The sequence below is a fragment of the Streptomyces sp. A012304 genome, from assembly GCF_026008495.1.
Lineage (GTDB): Bacteria > Actinomycetota > Actinomycetes > Streptomycetales > Streptomycetaceae > Streptomyces.
Window position 1 is genome coordinate 1 of the sequence record NZ_BQUN01000095.1, and the last position, 16,641, is coordinate 16,641.

The following is a 16,641-nucleotide window of genomic DNA, read 5'->3' on the forward strand; positions in this document are numbered from 1 at the left end:
GGGCGGGCGGGTGGGGGGACACCCGCCTCCCGCTGCCGCCGGGGAGGTGGGCGGACGTGGTGACGCCCGGACGCGAGTTCACCGGGTACGCGCGGGTGGCGGAGGTGTTCGCGCGGACGCCGGTGGCGCTGCTGGAGCGGGTGGGCTGAGCGGGTGGGCGTGCGGCGGGCCGTTGTCCGCCGCGGATGCTTCCGGGCGCCCCCGGGAGGCTCCCGACGGTGTCCTTGACAGCGCTCGGAGTCCGTGGGGTACTGCGGAGGCGAAGGCCGGGCGGACATGTCGGGGGTGAGTCTCCTGCCGGAGCAGCGCTACCCCACCGTGACCGAACTGACCTCTGCCGTCCGGGCGCTGGCCGCGCGCCGGCCCGGACTGTGCGCGCTGCGGCAGGTGGGGCGCTCCCGTGCGGGCCGCCCGCTGCACCTGCTGTCCGTGGGGCATGCCCGGCGGGCGGTGCTCGTGGTGGCCGGGGCCCACGCGAACGAGCCGGCCGGCGGGTCGACACTTCTCGCGCTGGTCGAACGGGTCCTCGGGGAGAGAGGGCTGCGGGACGGCACGTCCTGGCACTTCCTGCTGTGCGCGGACCCCGACGGGGCGAGTCTGCACGTGACGCCGGCTCCGCGCAGCCTGCTCGAGTACCACCTGGGTTTCTTCCGGCCCGCCGCCCAGGAGCAGCCGGAGTGGTCCCCGGCCGTGCTGCCGCCCGACCGGCTGCCGCCCGAGACACGTGCCCTCACCCGCGTCATCGACGAGCTGCGCCCCTACCTCCAGGTGACGCTGCACGGCACCGATCTGGGCGGCAGCTGGGTGCAGTTGACGAAGGACATCCCGGGGCTGGCCGAGCCGTTCGCCAAGTCCGCGGCGCAGCTGCACATCCCGGTCGAGACGGGCGCCTCCGACGCGGCGGGCTGGCCCGCGTCCGGGCCCGGCGTCCATGTGATGCCGCACGCCGGGGCGGGCGCGGCGTATCCGAGCATGCCGGACGACGCGCGGCACAGCACCTGGTACCACGCCCACCGTTACGGCGGCCTCACCGCGGTCGTCGAGGTGCCGATGTGGGCGAGCGACATGGTGGACGACCCCGCCCCGCATCCCGACCCGGCCGCCGCGATACGGGGCCTGGCGGGCCGGCTGCTGCGGGAGGCCCGGGAGGTGGAGCGGGTGCTCGTGCAGGCGCTGCCGCGTCTGGAGGGCGTCGACGACCCGCTGCTGCGGGCCGCCCGCTGGGTGCTGGAGCTGGTGCCCGACCTGGCGGCCGACTGGACGCACGTCCCGCCGGCCGACACGACCATGGCCCACATCGGCAGCGTGGACGCCTTCGCGCGCCGGCTGCCGCTGCGGGCGGCGGCGATGCTGTGGCGGGTCCTGCACGAGCACCACGACCCGGCGGCACCCCGCCTGGAACACCTCGTCGAGACCTGGAGCGACGCCTTCGCCGAACGCTTCCGCGCCCGCTGGGTGCCCCTGGAGCATCAGGTCGAGCACCAGTCCCGGACGGTCGTCGCGGCGGCCCTGCACGCCCGGGCGGGCGCGACGTAGGACGCCGCGCCCGGTGTTCCGTGTCCCACGCGCGCGTGTCCGCCCGTGCCCGGACACCGGGGTCCCAAGCCCGGCGTCCGGCGTCCGGAACCGGCCCGGGATCAGTTGTCCGGCACGGCAGGCGGTTCGGTGAGTTCCTCATTGTCGAGGGCGAACACCGCGCCCGTCTTCGCGCTCATCACGCAGGTGTTGGAGAAGTCCTGCGTGTACGCCACCGGGCGGCCGTTCCACCGGCCGGTGGCGTGGGCGGTGACCGGGGCGTACACCATGGAGCAGATGGCGTCCTTCTTCGGCGGGATGGCGCGGATGTCGCCGTCGACCGCCGCCAGTTCCGCGCAGGCGTCGGCGGCGCGGGGGTGCCCCTGGGGTGGGTCGCACAGCAGAAGGGTGCCGCGGCTGTTGCCGTACCGGGCGTCGCCGTGGGTGAGCGTCAGCTGGAGCCAGTTGCCGGGCACTGCGCCCGGCGGGGATGCGGCCGCCCGGGCGGGGGCCGTGGCGCCGGCCGCGAGGAGGAGGCCGGCCACGGCCGGGAGAGCGCGCCGTACGGCCGTCCTGAGCGGGTGGCGTCGTCGCGCCGGGTGAGGGGTGGGGAAAGATGTCATACCCGGTGCATCGGCACGGCGGGCCGAGTTCCCCAGTCCGACTCACCCGATCGTGCGCCCACGGGCCCCTGTCGGGCGGCCGGTACGAAAGCGTCGAGCACGACTCGTGCCTGGTACTCCACCTGGCGCTCGACGGGGATCCACCGGGCCGCGCAGCCGTCGTGGAGGTCGGCGCACCAGGCGTCGAGGAACCCGTCCGGCTCCGGCAGCACCTTCCTGCCGGCCACGCCGCGGCGGCGACGGCTCACCGGGTGCCCGGTGAACGCGCGGTGAGTCACGGCGCGGCAGGTACGTCGACACCGCCCGGAGCCGGGTGACTTGGGGGATCAGTTCGCCGAGAGACGGAACGCCATCCGCCCGAAGGCGACCTGGTCGCCCTCGCGGACGACGGCCGCGCCGATGACCCGACGCCCGTTGACGGTGGTGCCGTTGGTGGAGCCCAGGTCGCGCAGCACCCACAGGCCGCCCTGGCGGCTCAGTTCGGCGTGCACCCGCGAGACGCTCTCGTGGGTGAGCCTGAGGCCGCTCGCGGGGTCCCGGCCGATGCGCAGCGCGTGCTCGGTGCCGGGGTGCGGCAGCAGCAGCTTGGGCAGCCGCTCGGCCCGCCAGGCGTGCCGCAGCCGGACGGTGAAGCCGGAGACCGCCTCGACCGTGCCGAACACCAGGCGCGCGAGGCGGCTCTCCTGGGGCAGGTCGGCGGTGAGGACGGCGAGTTCGTCGGAGCGGCGGGCGGCGAGGGCCAGTTCCATGCGGCGCACGAACGTGTCGTGCGACAGGCGGCCCATGGCGACGCCGTCACGGAGCACCTTCAGCGCCCTGTCGCGCTCCGCGTCGGACAGCCGCGCGGGGTACGTGTTGAACTCGAAAGACGACGTCACGCTGGTGATTGTCGGTCAGTGAACCGCGAGTGTCCAGAAAACGGGAAAACGGTGCTCCTCCCGCGTGTGCCCGGGTGTTCCACCGGCGGATCGATGCCGTGTGGAGCACGATGGACGGGCTACGTCACGGTGGGCAGACGAAGGGGAACCGTCCGTGCAGTTCGAGGTGTGGGCACCGCAGGCCGAACGGGTGACGCTGATGTGCGACGGCGTCACGCGCGCGTTGGAACGCGATCCGGAGCGCGCGGGGTGGTGGACCGGCGAGGCGGAGGCCACCGACGGCACGCGGTACGGCTTCGCGGTGGACGACGGCCCGGTCCTGCCGGACCCGCGCTCGCGCCGCCAGCCGGACGGGCCGGACGGGTTGAGCGCGGTCGTCGACCACGGGCGGTACGCCTGGCGCGCGCGGTGGTCCGGACGGCCGCTGCCGGGGGCGGTCCTCTACGAGCTGCACGTGGGCACGTTCACCGCCGAGGGCACTCTCGACGCGGCGGCCGAACGCCTCGGACACCTCGTGGAACTCGGCGTGACACACGTCGAGTTGATGCCGCTGTGCCCCTTCCCGGGCCGGCACGGCTGGGGCTACGAGGGGGTGTCGCTGTGGGCGGTGCACGAGCCGTACGGCGGTCCCGAGGCGCTGAAGCGGTTCGTCGACCGGGCCCATGAGGTGGGGCTGGGCGTGGTGCTGGACGTCGTCCACAACCATCTGGGCCCGTCCGGCAACCACCTGCCCGCCTTCGGCCCGTACTTCACGGACACGCACCACACGCCGTGGGGCGCCGCCGTCAACCTGGACGCGCCCGGCTCGGACGAGGTCCGCACGTACCTGCTGGGCAGCGCGCTGGCGTGGCTGCGCGACTACCGCGTCGACGGGCTGCGGCTGGACGCGGTGCACGCGCTGGCCGACACGCGCGCGTACCCCTTCCTGGAGGAGCTGTCGGCGGCCGTGGACGCCCTCGCGGCCGAGACGGGCCGGCCGCTGTTCCTGATCGCCGAGTCCGACCTGAACGACCCGCGGCTGATCACACCCCGGCGGGAGGGCGGGCTCGGACTGCACGCGCAGTGGAACGACGACTTCCATCACGCCCTGCGCACCGCGCTGACCGGGGAGTCCCAGGGCTACTACGCCGACTTCGCGCGCGACCCGTTCGCCGCCCTCGCCAAGACCCTCACCGGCGGGTTCTTCCACGACGGCACGTACTCCAGCTTCCGGGGCCGCCGGCACGGGCGTCCGCTGGACCGCGCCCGGGTGCCCGCGCACCGGCTCCTGGGCTACAGCCAGACCCATGACCAGGTCGGCAACCGCGCCCAGGGCGACCGGCTGTCGGCCTCCCTCTCCCCCGGCCTGCTGGCCTGCGCGGCGACCCTGACGCTGACGGGGCCGTTCACGCCGATGCTGTTCATGGGCGAGGAGTGGGCGGCCGGCACGCCGTGGCAGTTCTTCACCGACCACACCGACCCCGACCTCGCGGAGGCCGTACGGCGGGGCAGGCGGCGGGAGTTCGCCGCGCACGGCTGGGCCGAGGAGGACGTGCCCGACCCGCAGGACCCGGCGACCCGCGACCGCTCCTGCCTGGACTGGTCCGAGCCGCAGCGCGAGCCCCACGCGCGCGTGCTGGACTGGTACCGCCGCCTGATCGCCCTGCGGCACGCCCACGCCGACCTCACCGACCCCGACCTCGCCGACCTCAAGGTCGCCCACGACGCCCGGGCCCGCTGGCTGGCCTTCCGCCGTGGCGACATCCGCGTCGCCGTCAACCTCGGTGAGGAACCGGCCGCGATCCCCCTGGGCCCCCGCCCCGCCCGCGTCCTCGCGTCCTGGGAGCCGGTCCAGGCCCCGGGCCCGGACGGGTTGCTGCATGTGCCCGGGGAGGCGTGCGTGGTACTGGAGCAGGAGTGAGGCGTCACTGACAGGTCGGGGCGAGTGGGGCGCCCCCCACGGATCGGGGCCGCATGGGGCGCCCCCCGAAAGGCCGGGCCCGAGCGGGGCGCCCTCGGCGAGTCCCCCTCCCAGGTCGGCCATGACTGCGACGGCCGTCTAGGGGCCCTCCATGTCGTCCTCGCGGAAGTCCGTCACCCGTTCCAGCAGGATCGCCTCCCAGGCGCGGCGCAGTCGGTCGTGGAGGAGGGGCAGGGGGTCGGTGCCCTGGTCGTCGAGGCGGTCGGCGAGGCGGATGACGGTGTCGCAGCGGGCCAGCCACAGGCCGCGCAGGCAGGGGCGGGCGCCGTAGCCGGCGAGGGTGGCGGCGCGGACGGCGGCGCCGGAGCCGACGGCGAGCGCCAGGCCCGCGATGTCCTCGGCGGGGTCGCCGAGGACCGCCTCGCCCCAGCCGAGGACGCCGCGCACCCGGCCGTCGGCGCTGACCACGAGGTGCTCGCCGCGCAGGGCGTGGTGGACGAGGACGGCGGTGGCGGGCTGGGCGGCGAGCTGGGCCGCGCCGGGCCGGGTGAACTGGTGCAGACGCGCCGGGTCGAACTCGTCGGCACGGGCGAGTCGTTCGGCGGCGGCCACCGCCATGCGGCGCAGCGCCTCCAGGGAGCGCGGGGCGGCCCGCCGTACGCCGAGTGCCTCGGCCTGGCGGGCCGGTACCTCGCGCAGCCCGCCGAGCAGTCCGGCCAGGTCGGCCTCGCCGACGGCCGACACGTCGTGCTCCTCGGCCGTGCCGCCGGGCACCCTGGTGTCCAGGGTGTAGGTCAGCCCCGGGGACCACTCGCCGTGCGCGACGCTCGTCGGCACCGCGACCGGGACGTGCGGGCGGACCAGGTCGCGCAGCCGCAGCTCGCGGCGCTGGAGGACGGACGTCTCGCGGTCGGGGGCGAGCCGCAGCACATGGTGGGCGCCGACCCACCAGGTGGAGTGCCCGGCGCTCTCCGCGACGGGCCGCACGTCGGGTCCGGCTGTGCCACCCGGGCCGTTCCTGCCCGTGGTGCGCTCCTCGCCCTCCTTCAGGAGCGCGCGGACCAGTCGACGGACGGTGTCCGCGGTGGGGGTGGGTGGCTGGGTCATGGTCGCGCCATTGCCGTTTCGGTGGGATGCCGGGGACTGGGGAGGTCAGCTCAGCCCACTATGACCAGGTCGCGGGTGGTGTCGTTGAGGCGGCGGCCGCCGTCCTCGGTGACCGTGACGATGTCCTCGATGCGGACCCCGAACCGGCCGGGCAGGTAGACACCGGGTTCCACGGAGAAGCACATGCCGGGCACGAGCGGCTGTTCCTCGCCCTCGATCATGTACGGCGGCTCGTGGGTGGTGACACCGATGCCGTGGCCGGTGCGGTGGATGAAGTACTCGCCGTAGCCGGCGTCCGCGATGACGGCGCGGGCGGCCCGGTCGACCTCCTGGCAGGCCACGCCGGGCCGTACCGCCCTGAAGCCCGCCTCCTGGGCCGCGCGTACCAGGTCGTGGACCCGGCGTTCCTCGTCGGTGGGTTCACCGACGTGGACGGTGCGGGAGGTGTCGGAGCCGTAGCCGTCCTTGAGGCCGCCGAAGTCGAGGACGACCATGTCGCCGTCCTGGATGACACGGTCACCGACCTCGTGGTGCGGGTTGGCGCCGTTGGGGCCGGAGGCGACGATGGTGAAGTCGACCTGGGAGTGCCCGAACCGGCGCAGCAGGTCGGCGAGGTCGGCGCCGACGTCGGACTCGCGGCGGCCGGCGAAGGGAACCTTCCGGATCTCCTCGAACGTGGCGTCCGCGGCGGCTCCCGCGGCGGCCATCAGTTCCAGTTCCGCCGCGTCCTTGACGGCGCGCAGCATGGGCAGGGCCTCGGTGAGGGAGGCGTAGGAGCTGTCGGGCAGAGCCTTCTGCAGGGCCAGCAGGTGCATCGCCCAGGCGTTGTCGCTGACGCCGAACCGTCCGCCCGCGTCGAGGAGTCCGGTGGCGGCGGCGTAGGGGTCCTTGCCGTCGGTCCAGTCCCGCAGGGTCAGCGCGGGGGCGCCGGCCGACTCGGCGGCGTCGGGGGCCTCCAGGGTCGGCACGACGAGGACGGGGTCGCGGCCGGGGACGAGGACGAGCAGGGTGAGCCGTTCGGTGACGGCAGGCGGCGCGTAGCCGGTGAGCCAGACGAGGTCCGGGCCGGGCGCCACCAGGAGCCCGGCGAGCCCGGCCTCGTCGGCCGCGCGCACGGCCCGCTCCATCCGCGCCCGGTAGTCGTCGACGGTGAAGGGCGCGGGGGTACTGCCGGTCATCCGGGCCTCCCTGGAGGGACGTGGTGACGGACGAGGTGACGGACGAGGTCACACTACGAGCAGCATCCTGCCCGGACAGCGGGGGCGGCGCGAGCCGATTCACACGGCTTTCGGCACGAGCGCGGGACGCGGCCGGCCCGAGCACGGGGCCACACCCGACCGGGCCGCGGAACGCGGACGGCCCCAGCACCGGGCCACAAGGCGCCGGCAGGTCAGGTGACGACCCCCGGGACCACCGCCAGCCGCTGATGGGCCCCGCTGCGGTGCCGGACCGTCAGCTGGACCGCACGGCCCGGCCGCGCCTCGTCGACCGCGTGCGCGAGGTCCGTCGCCGAGTCGATCCTGACGCGGCCGAACGCCAGCAGGACGTCTCCGCGCACCAGCCCGGCCGAGAAGCCGGGGCCCGGGACGTGGACGGCGACGATCTCGGCGCCGCCCCCGCGCGCGTCCACGGCCTCCACGCCCAGCGTGGCGTCCACGGGCGGTCGGGACGGCGTGCGGGTGTCGGCCGGCGGGGACGGGCTCGGGCGGTTCTGGCCGGTCGCGGCGCCCGGCGTGCCCGGTGCGGGCCGGCCGGCCTGCCGTTTCAGTTCGGCCAGTTCCCGCATGCCGATCACGGTCGCGCCGACCGTGCCGAGCCCCACGCCGGACAGCACCAGGACCGTGCCGACGAGCAGGCCGGACAGCAGGGTCGTCAGCCGTCGCCCCCGACGGCGCGCGGCGTGCGGGCGCCGGTTCGGGCCGCCCGGTGCGCCGCCGTCATCGGGGTGCCGGCCGGGCAGGGGCTTGGGACGCAACGCGGTGTGTTCCATGGATCGCCTCCGGCTGGTGCTCTACCCCGCGCACCGGCGCCCCACGAGCCACGAAAGAGTGAGACTGCCCCACGGTCACCAGCGGTAGCTTCCGGCTCACCTGCCTCCGGACAGGGCGTCCGCCCACGCCCGGACGGCACCCGTCGGCGTGCCGCTGTAAACGAGTTCGGTCCGGTGGACGACCCGGGGCGCGGTGAGGGGGACGGCGACCGTGCCGGGGACGTGGGTGGCGGCCGAGCGGGGCAGCAGGGCCAGGCCGTGTCCGGCGGCGGCCAGCGCGGTCAGGACGTGGACGTCGGTGCCGTCGTAGCGCAGGGCGGGCCGGAAGCCGTCGCCGCCGTTCGCGTCGCGCAGGTGGGCCAGCGGCAGACCGGTGTCGGGCGCGTCGAGCCAGCGGGCGTCGGCGAGGTCCGCGAGGCGCAGTCCGGCACGCCGGGCGAGGGGGTGGCCGGTGGGCAGCAGGACGCACACCTCCTGCTCCGCGATGCCGTACGTGGTCAGCGGCGCGACGTCGGGCAGGCGCAGCGGGTCGCTGGGGGCGGCGAGGCCGTCGACGAGCCCGACGTCGGCCGTGCCGTCGGCGACGGCGGCGGGCACGACGTCCCGGGCGAGGACGCGCAGCGTCACCCCGGCGGGCGGGAGCGCGGCGAGTGCGGCCGGGACGAGGGCGGTCGGGGCGGTGGCCAGTGTCAGGCGGTGCGCGGGGGCGGCGGCGAGACGGGCGACGTCCGCGCGGGCCGCGTCCAGGCGCAGCAGCAGCGGGCCCGCGTGTTCGAGGAGCCGCTCCCCGGCCGCCGTGGGGGCGACGGGGCGGCGGGTGAGCAGCGGCGCGCCGAGGTCCTGCTCCAGGGCCGCGATGTGCTGGGAGACGGCGGACTGGGTGTAGCCGAGGGCGCGGGCGGCCTCGGAGAAGGAGTTGAGGCGGGCCACGGTGACGTAGGTGCGCAGCAGGTGCGGGTCCATGGGCTCAGCGTGCACCAGCCCCCATCAGAACTGCTTATGGAGGGTGCAGTAATCATCGTTGGACGTGAAGTGCGGCCGCCCGGAGGATGGGCGCATGACCGACAGCGCAGCTCAGATCGCCAAGGTCGCCCTGGTCGGCGACCACTCCCCCACCGTCGTCTCGCACGCCCGTGTCCCGCTTCTGCTGGAGGCCCTCGCCTCCCGGGAGCGGCTGGTCCTGGACGCCTACTGGATCCCCTCGCGGGACGCGGAGGCCGAGGGCGCCGTCCGCGGCTTCGACGCGGTGTGGGTCCTGCCGGGGAGCCCCTACCGCAGCGAGGCGGGCGTGCTGTCCGCGATCCGCACCGCCCGCGAGGAGGGCATCCCCTTCCTCGGCACCTGCGGCGGCTTCCAGCACGCCCTGCTGGAGTTCGCCCGCGGTGTCTGCGGGCTGACGGGCGTGGCACACGCCGAGAACGACCCCGACGCCGACGACTTCCTCATCGAACCGCTGGCCTGCTCCCTCGCCGGCCACCAGGACACGGTCCTGCTGGAGCCGGGGTCGCTCGCGCACTCACTGCTCGGCGCCGAGCGCACCGTGGAGCGCTACTCGTGCCATTACGGCCCCTCCCGCCATCTCGACACCCTGCGGGCGCACGGCCTGCGCTTCAGCGGGCGGGACACCGCCGGTCAGGTGCGGATGGCGGAACTCCCCGGGCACCCCTTCTTCCTGGCCTCCCTCTTCCAGCCGGAGCTGTCCGGCGACGGCGCGCGCCCGCACCCGATGATCCGGGGGCTGGCGCGCGCCGCGGTCGAGCACGCCGCACGCCGGCCGGTGACCCGGCCCGTGTGAGGCGTCAGCCGACCCTGAGCGCGGGAACGGCCGGCGGGTGGTCCGGGAGGAAGCCGTGGGCGCGCCGGGCGAGGTAGGCGGACTTGTAGCGGTCGACCTCGCGGTGCCAGTTCAGGATGCCCGCCAGCCAGTTCTCCAGGTCGGCCACATAGCCGTCCATGGCGGCACGGCCCTGTGCCGAGAGGTCGAAGTCGTCGTACAACACGGGCAGTTCGTGCGCGACCACGTGCTCGAACTGCTGCATGCGCTGGGTCATCAGATCGTGGACGATCCCGAGCGCGGTCGGGTAGTCGCAGCCGAAGAAGTTCTGCACGACGAGGACCGCGTTGTGGATCTCGCCCTCGTACTCGATCTCCTTCTGGTACGAGAAGACGTCGTTGATGAGGCAGGCGTAGTCGATGGCGGCGTTCTCCAGGGAGCGGACCGGGCCGCTGCGGTAGATCTCGGGCGGGACGGCGGGGCCGTGGCCCATCCGGCACAGGCTGAGGGTGAGGTCGGAGCCGAAGGTGGCGCGCCGCATCTCCAGGTAGTCGACGGGGTCGGGGACGCGGTTCTGGAGCTGGTTGGACAGCTCCCACACCCAGCTCTCGGTCATCACGTCGACCGAGGCCCTGAGGGTGCGCTTCTGCTCGGCGGTCATCTCCGCGGTGGTGCGCGCCCACAGGTCGATCAGGGCGCGTTCCATGGCGTTGACGGGGACGACGGTCGTCTCCTCGCCGTCGACCGGCATGCACGACGAGAGCCGGGCCGTGGTCAGCCGGGCGGCGGCCAGATCGCGGCGGTGGCCGTAGACGAGCGGGTAGTAGTCGTCGCCGTAGGTGCCGAACGCGAGCCAGGCGGCGCTGAGGTCGAGGGCCTCGGGGGTGGCGTCGGGGTCGAGGCCCGCCGAGCACAGCGCCAGGTCGCAGGAGGCGAGTTTGTCCTCGTCCCACACGCCCTCCGACAGCATGCCCGTGCGGCGGGTCCACTCCAGGAGGTGGTGCCGGGCGCGGTCCAGGTGCGGGCTCAGCTCCAGCCGGAACGGCATGTGGAAGTCGGGCAGCAGCGACGGGCCGACCTTCTGGTACGGCACGTGCGTGTAGGCGCGCAAGCGTTCCGCGGCGGCCGAGGCGAGGAGCGCGCCGACGTCGGCTGCGGACGTGCCGGGGCCGGTGAGTTTCTGCCAGGGCGTGCCGCTGGTGGCGCCCTGGTTCATGTAGCGGCTGGAGCGCAGGTGCCATTCGTGGCCGCCGGACTGCCAGTCCTGGAGTCCCTTGGTGTAGGCGGCGATCGCCGCGACCTCGTCCGGTGCGAGTCCGTTCTCCACGGCCAGCGCGGGCACTTCGGTCAGCGCGGTGTGCTCGAACTGGTGCAGGCGGGAGGTGAGGATGTCGTTGACGGTGTCGGCGGCCTGCTGGGTGGTGCAGCCGAAGAAGGTCTCCAGGACCAGCACGCCGTTGCTGTTCTCGCCCTCGTCCTCGACCTCGCGCTGGTAGGAGAACAGGTCGTTGCGCAGGTGCACGGCGTCGGAGAACGTCTCCATCAGCACCCGCAGCGGCCTGGATCCGGCGACGGAGGCGGGGACTTCGGCGGTCGCGTACTCCACGAGCCCGGCGGACCAGGGGGCGCCGCCGACCTTGCGGCGCATCTCGATGTACTCGACGGGGTTGGCGATCCGCCCCTCGTTGATGTTGGACAGTTCCCACATCGACTCGTTCAGCAGGTGCTCGGTGGCGACGGCGAAACGGCGGCGCCAGTCGGCCGACATCGCCGGCACCGTACGCGCCCACAGGTCCGCGAGGCCCGCCTCGACCGGGTTCCGCGGCTCCGGCACGGGCGTCGACAGGTCCAGCGGCATGAACAGCGGCAGCCGGTCCAGGTGGGCCTTGCCGGCGGCGCGGTCGGGGGTGCGCTTGAACATGTCGAGGAAGTGGTCGTCGAAGAAGAACACCCACACGTACCAGTCGGTGATCAGCGACAGGGCGGGCCCGTCGCAGTCGGGGTGGGTGTAGGCGCAGAGCAGGCCGTAGTCGTGCGCGTCGAGGTCGGCCTGCTCCCAGATCCCGGACCCCTCCAGCATGCCCATCTCGCGCGCCCACTCGGTCGAGTGGGCGCGGGCCTCGTCGACGTGCGGGTTCAGCCGCGCGGGGTACGGCATGTAGAAGTGCGGGAGTTCGAACGGCTGCGTCATGGCCGGGGCCCTACCCGTGGTCCCGGACGGCCATCCGGGACACGGCACATGATCACACCATCGCGTGAATCCGGCGGCATTCCTTGCGATTCACGCCCTCTTGCCGCACCCCGCAGCGGCGGTCACCGTGGTCGCATGACCTCCCTCCCGCTCTTCACGCTCCCCCATGAGCTGCACGGCGACGGCGCCCACAAGGTGTTCGCGGTGCACGGCTGGTTCGCCGACCGCTCCGCGTACGCGCCCGTCCTGCCCGACCTCGACCGTACGGCGTTCCAGTACGCGCTGGTCGATCTGCGCGGCTACGGCGCCGCCAGGGACGCGGCCGGCGCGTACACGACCGCCGAGGCCGCGCTGGACCTCGTCGCACTGGCCGACCGGCTCGGCTGGGACCGTTTCTCGGTCGTGGGGCACTCGATGGGCGGCGCGATCGGGCAGCGGCTCCTCGCGCTGGCCCCGCACCGGCTGCGCCGGCTGGTCGGCGTCTCCCCGGTCCCGGCGTCGGGGCTGGCGCTGCCGCCCGAGCAGTGGGAGCTGTTCGCGGACGCGGCGCACCGGCCGGAGAACCGGCGCGCGATCCTCGATGTCACGACGGGCGGCCGTCGACCGGCCGCCTGGCTGGACCGGATGGTCGCGCGCTCGCTGGAGGTCAGCGACCCGAAGGCGTTCCGGGCCTGGCTGGACTCATGGGCCGGGGAGGACTTCCACCGGCGGGCGGAGGGGGCGACGGTGCCCGCGCTGGCCGTGACCGGCGCCCTCGACCCGGCGCTGTCGGCGGCGCTGATGCGTGGGACATGGCTGCGCTGGTACCCGCGCGCGGAACTGCACGAGCTGCCGTCGGCCGGTCACTACGCGATGGACGAGACGCCGCTGGAACTGATCCGTGTGGTGGAGGACTTCCTGCGGGCGGACGAGGAAGGGTCCACGCGGGCCTGACCCCCTCTCAGCCGCGGACCTGGATCAGGGCGTGCGTCCCGCCGGTGCGCCAGCGCTGGTCCTCGGCGGCGACGAGCGCGGCCTCGGTGTCCGCGGTCAGGCCGGTGATCACATCGGACTTGAGGGTGCGCAGGGCGGCCACCGGGCCGGGGAAGTGGGCGGTGACCTCCGGGAAGGGCGTCGTCGGCGGCCAGCGCCGGTCACCCACCAGACGGCGGTAGTTGAGGTCGCCCTTGACGAGGGTGAGGGTCGCGGCGGCGAACTCCGCGCGCAGGTCCGGTGGCATCTCCTCGTACGGCAGCGGGGCGGCGGCGAAGGGGTGGGCGCGGACGGTGAGGGTGCCGTCCGCCATCGCCGACCAGAGGCGCCGCCCGTACGCCGAGGCCGCTCCCGGCGCGGCCGCCAGTCTGCGCAGGGCGTCCACGACGTCGGCCGGGGTCGCGTCGGAGACGTAGTACGGGTACGGCTTGACGTGCAGCACCACCCGGGCCGTGTGGCCGTGGGCGAGGAGATGGGCGGCGAGGAGGAGGTCGGGGACGAGTTCGCGGCCCGCGTTGTCGGCGACCAGGCAGAGGGTGCCGTTCCCGGTGGGCGCGGCCGGCAGCAGCGACCACAGGGTGTCGCTGTCGTCGGCGACCAGGCCCGGGGCGGCGGCCCGGCCCTCCGCGTCGGCGTCGGACAGCCGGAAGCCGAGGTCCGCGCGGTTGCCCCAGAGCGAGCCGTGCAGCAGGGCGTGGGCCCGCTCCTCGGCGGGGCGGGACTCCAGGTCGTCCAGGACGGCCAGTTCCTCGTCGGTCTCCGGCGCGTCGAGCTCGGCGAGCTTGAACGGGCGGAACGGGTCGAGGCCCTGCCAGGGGCCGGGCCCGAAGTAGCCGACCGCGTCGAGGAGCCGGCGGTAGAACCAGCTCTCGGACCACAGCCAGGGCACGTCGAACCAGGACCGTCCCGTGTACGTGTCGAGGCCCCAGGTCCGCCACCGGTCCCGGTCGTGGGCGTCGGCGGGGAGGGGTTCGATCACGCCCTCGGTGCAGCTGACCAGGAGCGCGTCCAGGGCGCGGTGGATGTCGGGGTCGTACGGGAAGGCGTCCCGTACCTGCCGGATGATCGCGGGGTGGCGTTCGGCCAGGACACCGTGCGGGAAGGAGCCCGGTTCGTCGCCGAGGATCACGGGCGGGGCGGGGGTGCGGGGCATGCCGATCACCGTATCGCGGGGGCGCGCGACGGCCGGGCACACGCGCCCCGGGTCACGGGGCGCCCGCCTCAGACCACCGCCATGATCTCCCGCTCCAGCCGCGCCGCGAGGCTCAGATAGCGGGGGCGGCGCGGTACCGGCACCAGCCCCCGGACGAGCACGTGCCACATCTCGGCCATGCGGCGCGGGAGGCGGGCGGCGGGCTCGCGGGAGCGGCCCACGACGCGGGTGCCCACGAAGAAGCAGACCAGCGAGTGGGCGACGGCGTCCACGTCGACGTCCGGATGGATGTCGGCCTCCTTGACCGCGCAGACGAGCCGCCGTGAGATCAGCTCCAGCAGCTCCGCGAACGGGTGCGGCAGGGGCGGCCGGACCGCGACTCCCCCGGTGGCGAGTCTGAGGCCGGCCCGGGCGATCGGACCCTCGACCGACAGGCGCGTCATGGCGAAGGTCAGGCGCATCACCGACTCCAGGGCGGGACAGCCCCGTTCGTCGATCTCGACGGCGACTCGGCGAGCCGCCTGCGACTGCAACTCCATGATCGCGTGGGCCAGGTCCTCCTTGGCCGCGAAGTGGAAGTACAGGGCGCCTTTGGTGACATGGGCGTGCTCGACGATGTCACTGAGGCTCGTCGATTCGTAGCCATGCCGGTCGAACAGGTCGGCTGCGGCCGTGATGATCGTCGCGCGGGTCTGTTCCGCGCGTAACTGCCTCGCCATCGACTGCACTCCTGGGGCCGTAAACGAACGGGTCATGCTGTTTTTTTCTTACCCCCAGTAAACAATAGCTCACCGTGCGACGGTACCGACCGTGCATTCGAAGACCGTCCACTCCCCCTGTGTTCCATAAACTCGTATCTCGCCCGTGGGACCCTCAACGGCCTCGATCCAAAGGGGTTCGTCCAGCTCGGCGTACCGGTGGAAGACCGCGTCATAGGCGTTCGGGGACCGCTCGCCGCCCGTCCGGAGCAGGGCCGCCTGGCGGGCCGCCTCCAGCAGGAGCATGCCGGGGACGTGGTCCAGAGGATGATCAAAGAAAACGGGGTGCGCGGTATCGACTCGGAGCCGTCGACGGTCCCCGCGGCCCGGGGCGGGCTCGGTGAGCACGACGTCCGCGGCCAGGGCGCGGCCGACGTCGGCGGCGGGCACGCCGGGCGGCACCGGCAGCGCGGTCACGGTGTCCGGGGTACGGCCGCCGCGCAGCCTGCGGTAGACGGGCTCGCTGACGCAGGTGAAGGCCACGTCGGCGGTCGCGACCCGCTCGCCGTCACGCAGGACGCGCGCGGTGTAGCGGGCGGCGGCGGGGTGCCGGCCCCGGTACTGGAGGTCGGTGAAGAACAGCTCGACCTCCGGCTCGGCCGGCAGCGCCCCGACACCCAACTTCCCTGCGACCGTGGTCACTTGAAACCTCTGGAGCACGAACTGACGGTCCAGCGGGACGTCGTACTCGGTGTGGGTGATGAGGGTTCCGCCCTGCCGGATGGTCTCCACGACGAGCAACGGGTCATAAGCGGACCGGTCGGACGACACGTGTAACCCGTGGGCGCGCGGCCACTGGGCGGTCACCGTGAAACGGTCGGTGCCGACCCGCCGCCAGCCGGTGAGAAGGGTCTCCGCGACAGCCGCGCGATGGACCAGCTGGCGTGGCACGGTCGCGGTCAGGGACGGAGCGTCGGCAAGCTGCCGCGGTCGAGTCATGTCTCTCCCTACGGTCCCCCGAAGGCCACGGCAGACGGCGAACCGTCCGCTCCGGTGAGCGTTAGAATACGAGGCGACCGGTTTGTTTTCAATGAGATCAGTCGGCGGCATCCTATGATCGGGCCGACCTCGCAGACGATCGCGGGTGTCGGCAACTCGGTGCCGTGAAGGGGCTCTTATGGCGAAACAGGAGCGCGCCATCAGGACGCGCAGGGCGATCCTGGAGGCGGCCGGCGCGGTCTTCGACGAGCACGGCTACACCTCCACCACCATCGCCATGGTCCTGGAGCGTGCCGAAGTCACCAAGGGCGCCCTGTACTTCCACTTCGCGTCCAAGGAGACCCTGGCGCAGGCGGTGCTGAACGAGCAGGTGCCCTTCGGGGCGGTGCCGCCGCAGCCGTGCAAGCTTCAGGAGATCGTCGACATGACGTTCGTGGTGGGGCAGCGGCTGCTGGACAACGCCCTGCTGCGGGGCAGTGTGCGGCTCGCGGTGGACCAGGAGACGCCGTCGGGGGTGGACCACGGGGAGCCGTTCCGGCAGTGGGCGCGGGCCCTGACCGGGCTGATGGAACTGGCGCGGGAACGGGGCGAACTGCTGCCGACCGTGCGGCCGAGGGAGACGGTGGAGCTGCTGGTGGGCACGTTCACCGGCATCCAGCTCATGTCGCGGGCGCTGACGGACCGCGCGGACCTCGGGGAGCGGCTGTCGGTGATGTGGTCCCACATGCTGCCGAGCATCGCGGTGCCCGGTCTGCTGCCCGGTCTGGACACCCGTGCCGACCGGGGCGTGCGGGTACTGGCCTCGCTGGAGCGGGCCGCCTCCTGAACGACGTGCGGCGGG

The 16,641-nt window shown here is 73.9% G+C and carries 16 protein-coding genes; 5 read left to right on the plus strand and 11 right to left on the minus strand.

Going from position 1 to position 16,641, the window contains the following annotated elements:
- Positions 1-285 precede the first annotated feature (285 nt).
- Positions 286-1,536 carry a M14 family zinc carboxypeptidase gene (locus ALMP_RS20020; RefSeq protein WP_264930202.1) on the plus strand — a complete coding sequence of 417 codons (1,251 nt, stop codon included), beginning with the start codon at positions 286-288 and terminating at the stop codon, positions 1,534-1,536.
- 101 nt (positions 1,537-1,637) lie between these two features.
- Here the strand turns inward: ALMP_RS20020 and ALMP_RS20025 are convergent, their stop codons facing one another.
- The 3 genes from ALMP_RS20025 to ALMP_RS20035 are packed head-to-tail and all read right to left on the minus strand — an operon-like array spanning position 1,638 to position 3,016.
- On the minus strand, positions 1,638-2,138 hold the full coding sequence (locus tag ALMP_RS20025) for a subtilase-type protease inhibitor (RefSeq protein ID WP_264930204.1): 501 nt from the start codon (positions 2,136-2,138) through the stop codon (positions 1,638-1,640).
- The gene (locus tag ALMP_RS20030) at positions 2,135-2,416 is read right to left on the minus strand and encodes a hypothetical protein (protein ID WP_375803508.1); all 282 of its coding nucleotides are present in this window, start codon (positions 2,414-2,416) and stop codon (positions 2,135-2,137) included. The genes ALMP_RS20025 and ALMP_RS20030 overlap by 4 nt, the downstream gene beginning before the upstream one ends.
- Positions 2,417-2,464: 48 nt before the next feature.
- Positions 2,465-3,016, minus strand: a complete 552-nt coding sequence (locus tag ALMP_RS20035) for a DUF1707 and FHA domain-containing protein (RefSeq protein ID WP_264930206.1) — start codon at positions 3,014-3,016, stop codon at positions 2,465-2,467.
- 154 nt (positions 3,017-3,170) lie between these two features.
- Between ALMP_RS20035 and treZ the strand changes: the two genes are divergently transcribed.
- Positions 3,171-4,916, plus strand: a complete 1,746-nt coding sequence (treZ, locus tag ALMP_RS20040; protein ID WP_264930208.1) for a malto-oligosyltrehalose trehalohydrolase — start codon at positions 3,171-3,173, stop codon at positions 4,914-4,916.
- A 138-nt stretch (positions 4,917-5,054) separates the two neighbouring features.
- Here treZ and ALMP_RS20045 read toward each other — a convergent pair whose 3' ends face one another.
- The 4 genes from ALMP_RS20045 to ALMP_RS20060 form a co-directional block, all read right to left on the minus strand.
- A complete protein-coding gene (locus ALMP_RS20045) occupies positions 5,055-6,023 on the minus strand; it encodes an aminoglycoside phosphotransferase family protein (protein ID WP_264930211.1) in 969 nt (322 codons plus the stop codon).
- A gap of 50 nt (positions 6,024-6,073) precedes the next feature.
- The gene (locus ALMP_RS20050) at positions 6,074-7,201 is read right to left on the minus strand and encodes an aminopeptidase P family protein (RefSeq protein WP_264930214.1); all 1,128 of its coding nucleotides are present in this window, start codon (positions 7,199-7,201) and stop codon (positions 6,074-6,076) included.
- A 212-nt stretch (positions 7,202-7,413) separates the two neighbouring features.
- A complete protein-coding gene (locus tag ALMP_RS20055; RefSeq protein WP_264930216.1) occupies positions 7,414-8,013 on the minus strand; it encodes a PDZ domain-containing protein in 600 nt (199 codons plus the stop codon).
- 96 nt (positions 8,014-8,109) lie between these two features.
- Positions 8,110-8,976, minus strand: coding sequence for a LysR family transcriptional regulator (locus ALMP_RS20060; protein ID WP_264930218.1), 867 nt, complete (start codon positions 8,974-8,976; stop codon positions 8,110-8,112).
- A 94-nt stretch (positions 8,977-9,070) separates the two neighbouring features.
- Between ALMP_RS20060 and ALMP_RS20065 the strand changes: the two genes are divergently transcribed.
- Entirely contained in the window at positions 9,071-9,808 is a 738-nt protein-coding gene (locus ALMP_RS20065) for a hypothetical protein (RefSeq protein WP_264930220.1), read from the plus strand.
- Between the two features lie 4 nt (positions 9,809-9,812).
- On the opposite strand, the gene cyc2 is transcribed toward ALMP_RS20065, so the two are convergent.
- Complete coding sequence (gene cyc2 / locus ALMP_RS20070) at positions 9,813-11,978, minus strand: germacradienol/geosmin synthase Cyc2 (RefSeq protein WP_264930223.1); 2,166 nt, start codon at positions 11,976-11,978, stop codon at positions 9,813-9,815.
- Positions 11,979-12,113: 135 nt separating this feature from the next.
- Between cyc2 and ALMP_RS20075 the strand changes: the two genes are divergently transcribed.
- A complete protein-coding gene (locus ALMP_RS20075) occupies positions 12,114-12,911 on the plus strand; it encodes an alpha/beta fold hydrolase (protein ID WP_264930224.1) in 798 nt (265 codons plus the stop codon).
- Between the two features lie 7 nt (positions 12,912-12,918).
- On the opposite strand, the gene ALMP_RS20080 is transcribed toward ALMP_RS20075, so the two are convergent.
- From ALMP_RS20080 to ALMP_RS20090, 3 genes are all read right to left on the minus strand, one after another.
- Entirely contained in the window at positions 12,919-14,103 is a 1,185-nt protein-coding gene (locus ALMP_RS20080) for a damage-control phosphatase ARMT1 family protein (protein ID WP_264930227.1), read from the minus strand.
- Positions 14,104-14,171: 68 nt separating this feature from the next.
- Positions 14,172-14,822, minus strand: coding sequence for a ScbR family autoregulator-binding transcription factor (locus tag ALMP_RS20085; protein WP_264930229.1), 651 nt, complete (start codon positions 14,820-14,822; stop codon positions 14,172-14,174).
- Positions 14,823-14,891: 69 nt separating this feature from the next.
- Positions 14,892-15,800 (minus strand): ScbA/BarX family gamma-butyrolactone biosynthesis protein, encoded by a 909-nt coding sequence (locus tag ALMP_RS20090; RefSeq protein ID WP_264930231.1) that lies wholly within the window; start codon positions 15,798-15,800, stop codon positions 14,892-14,894.
- 178 nt (positions 15,801-15,978) lie between these two features.
- Here ALMP_RS20090 and ALMP_RS20095 point away from each other — a divergent pair, with 178 nt between their 5' ends.
- Entirely contained in the window at positions 15,979-16,626 is a 648-nt protein-coding gene (locus ALMP_RS20095; RefSeq protein ID WP_264930233.1) for a ScbR family autoregulator-binding transcription factor, read from the plus strand.
- Positions 16,627-16,641: the final 15 nt, after the last annotated feature.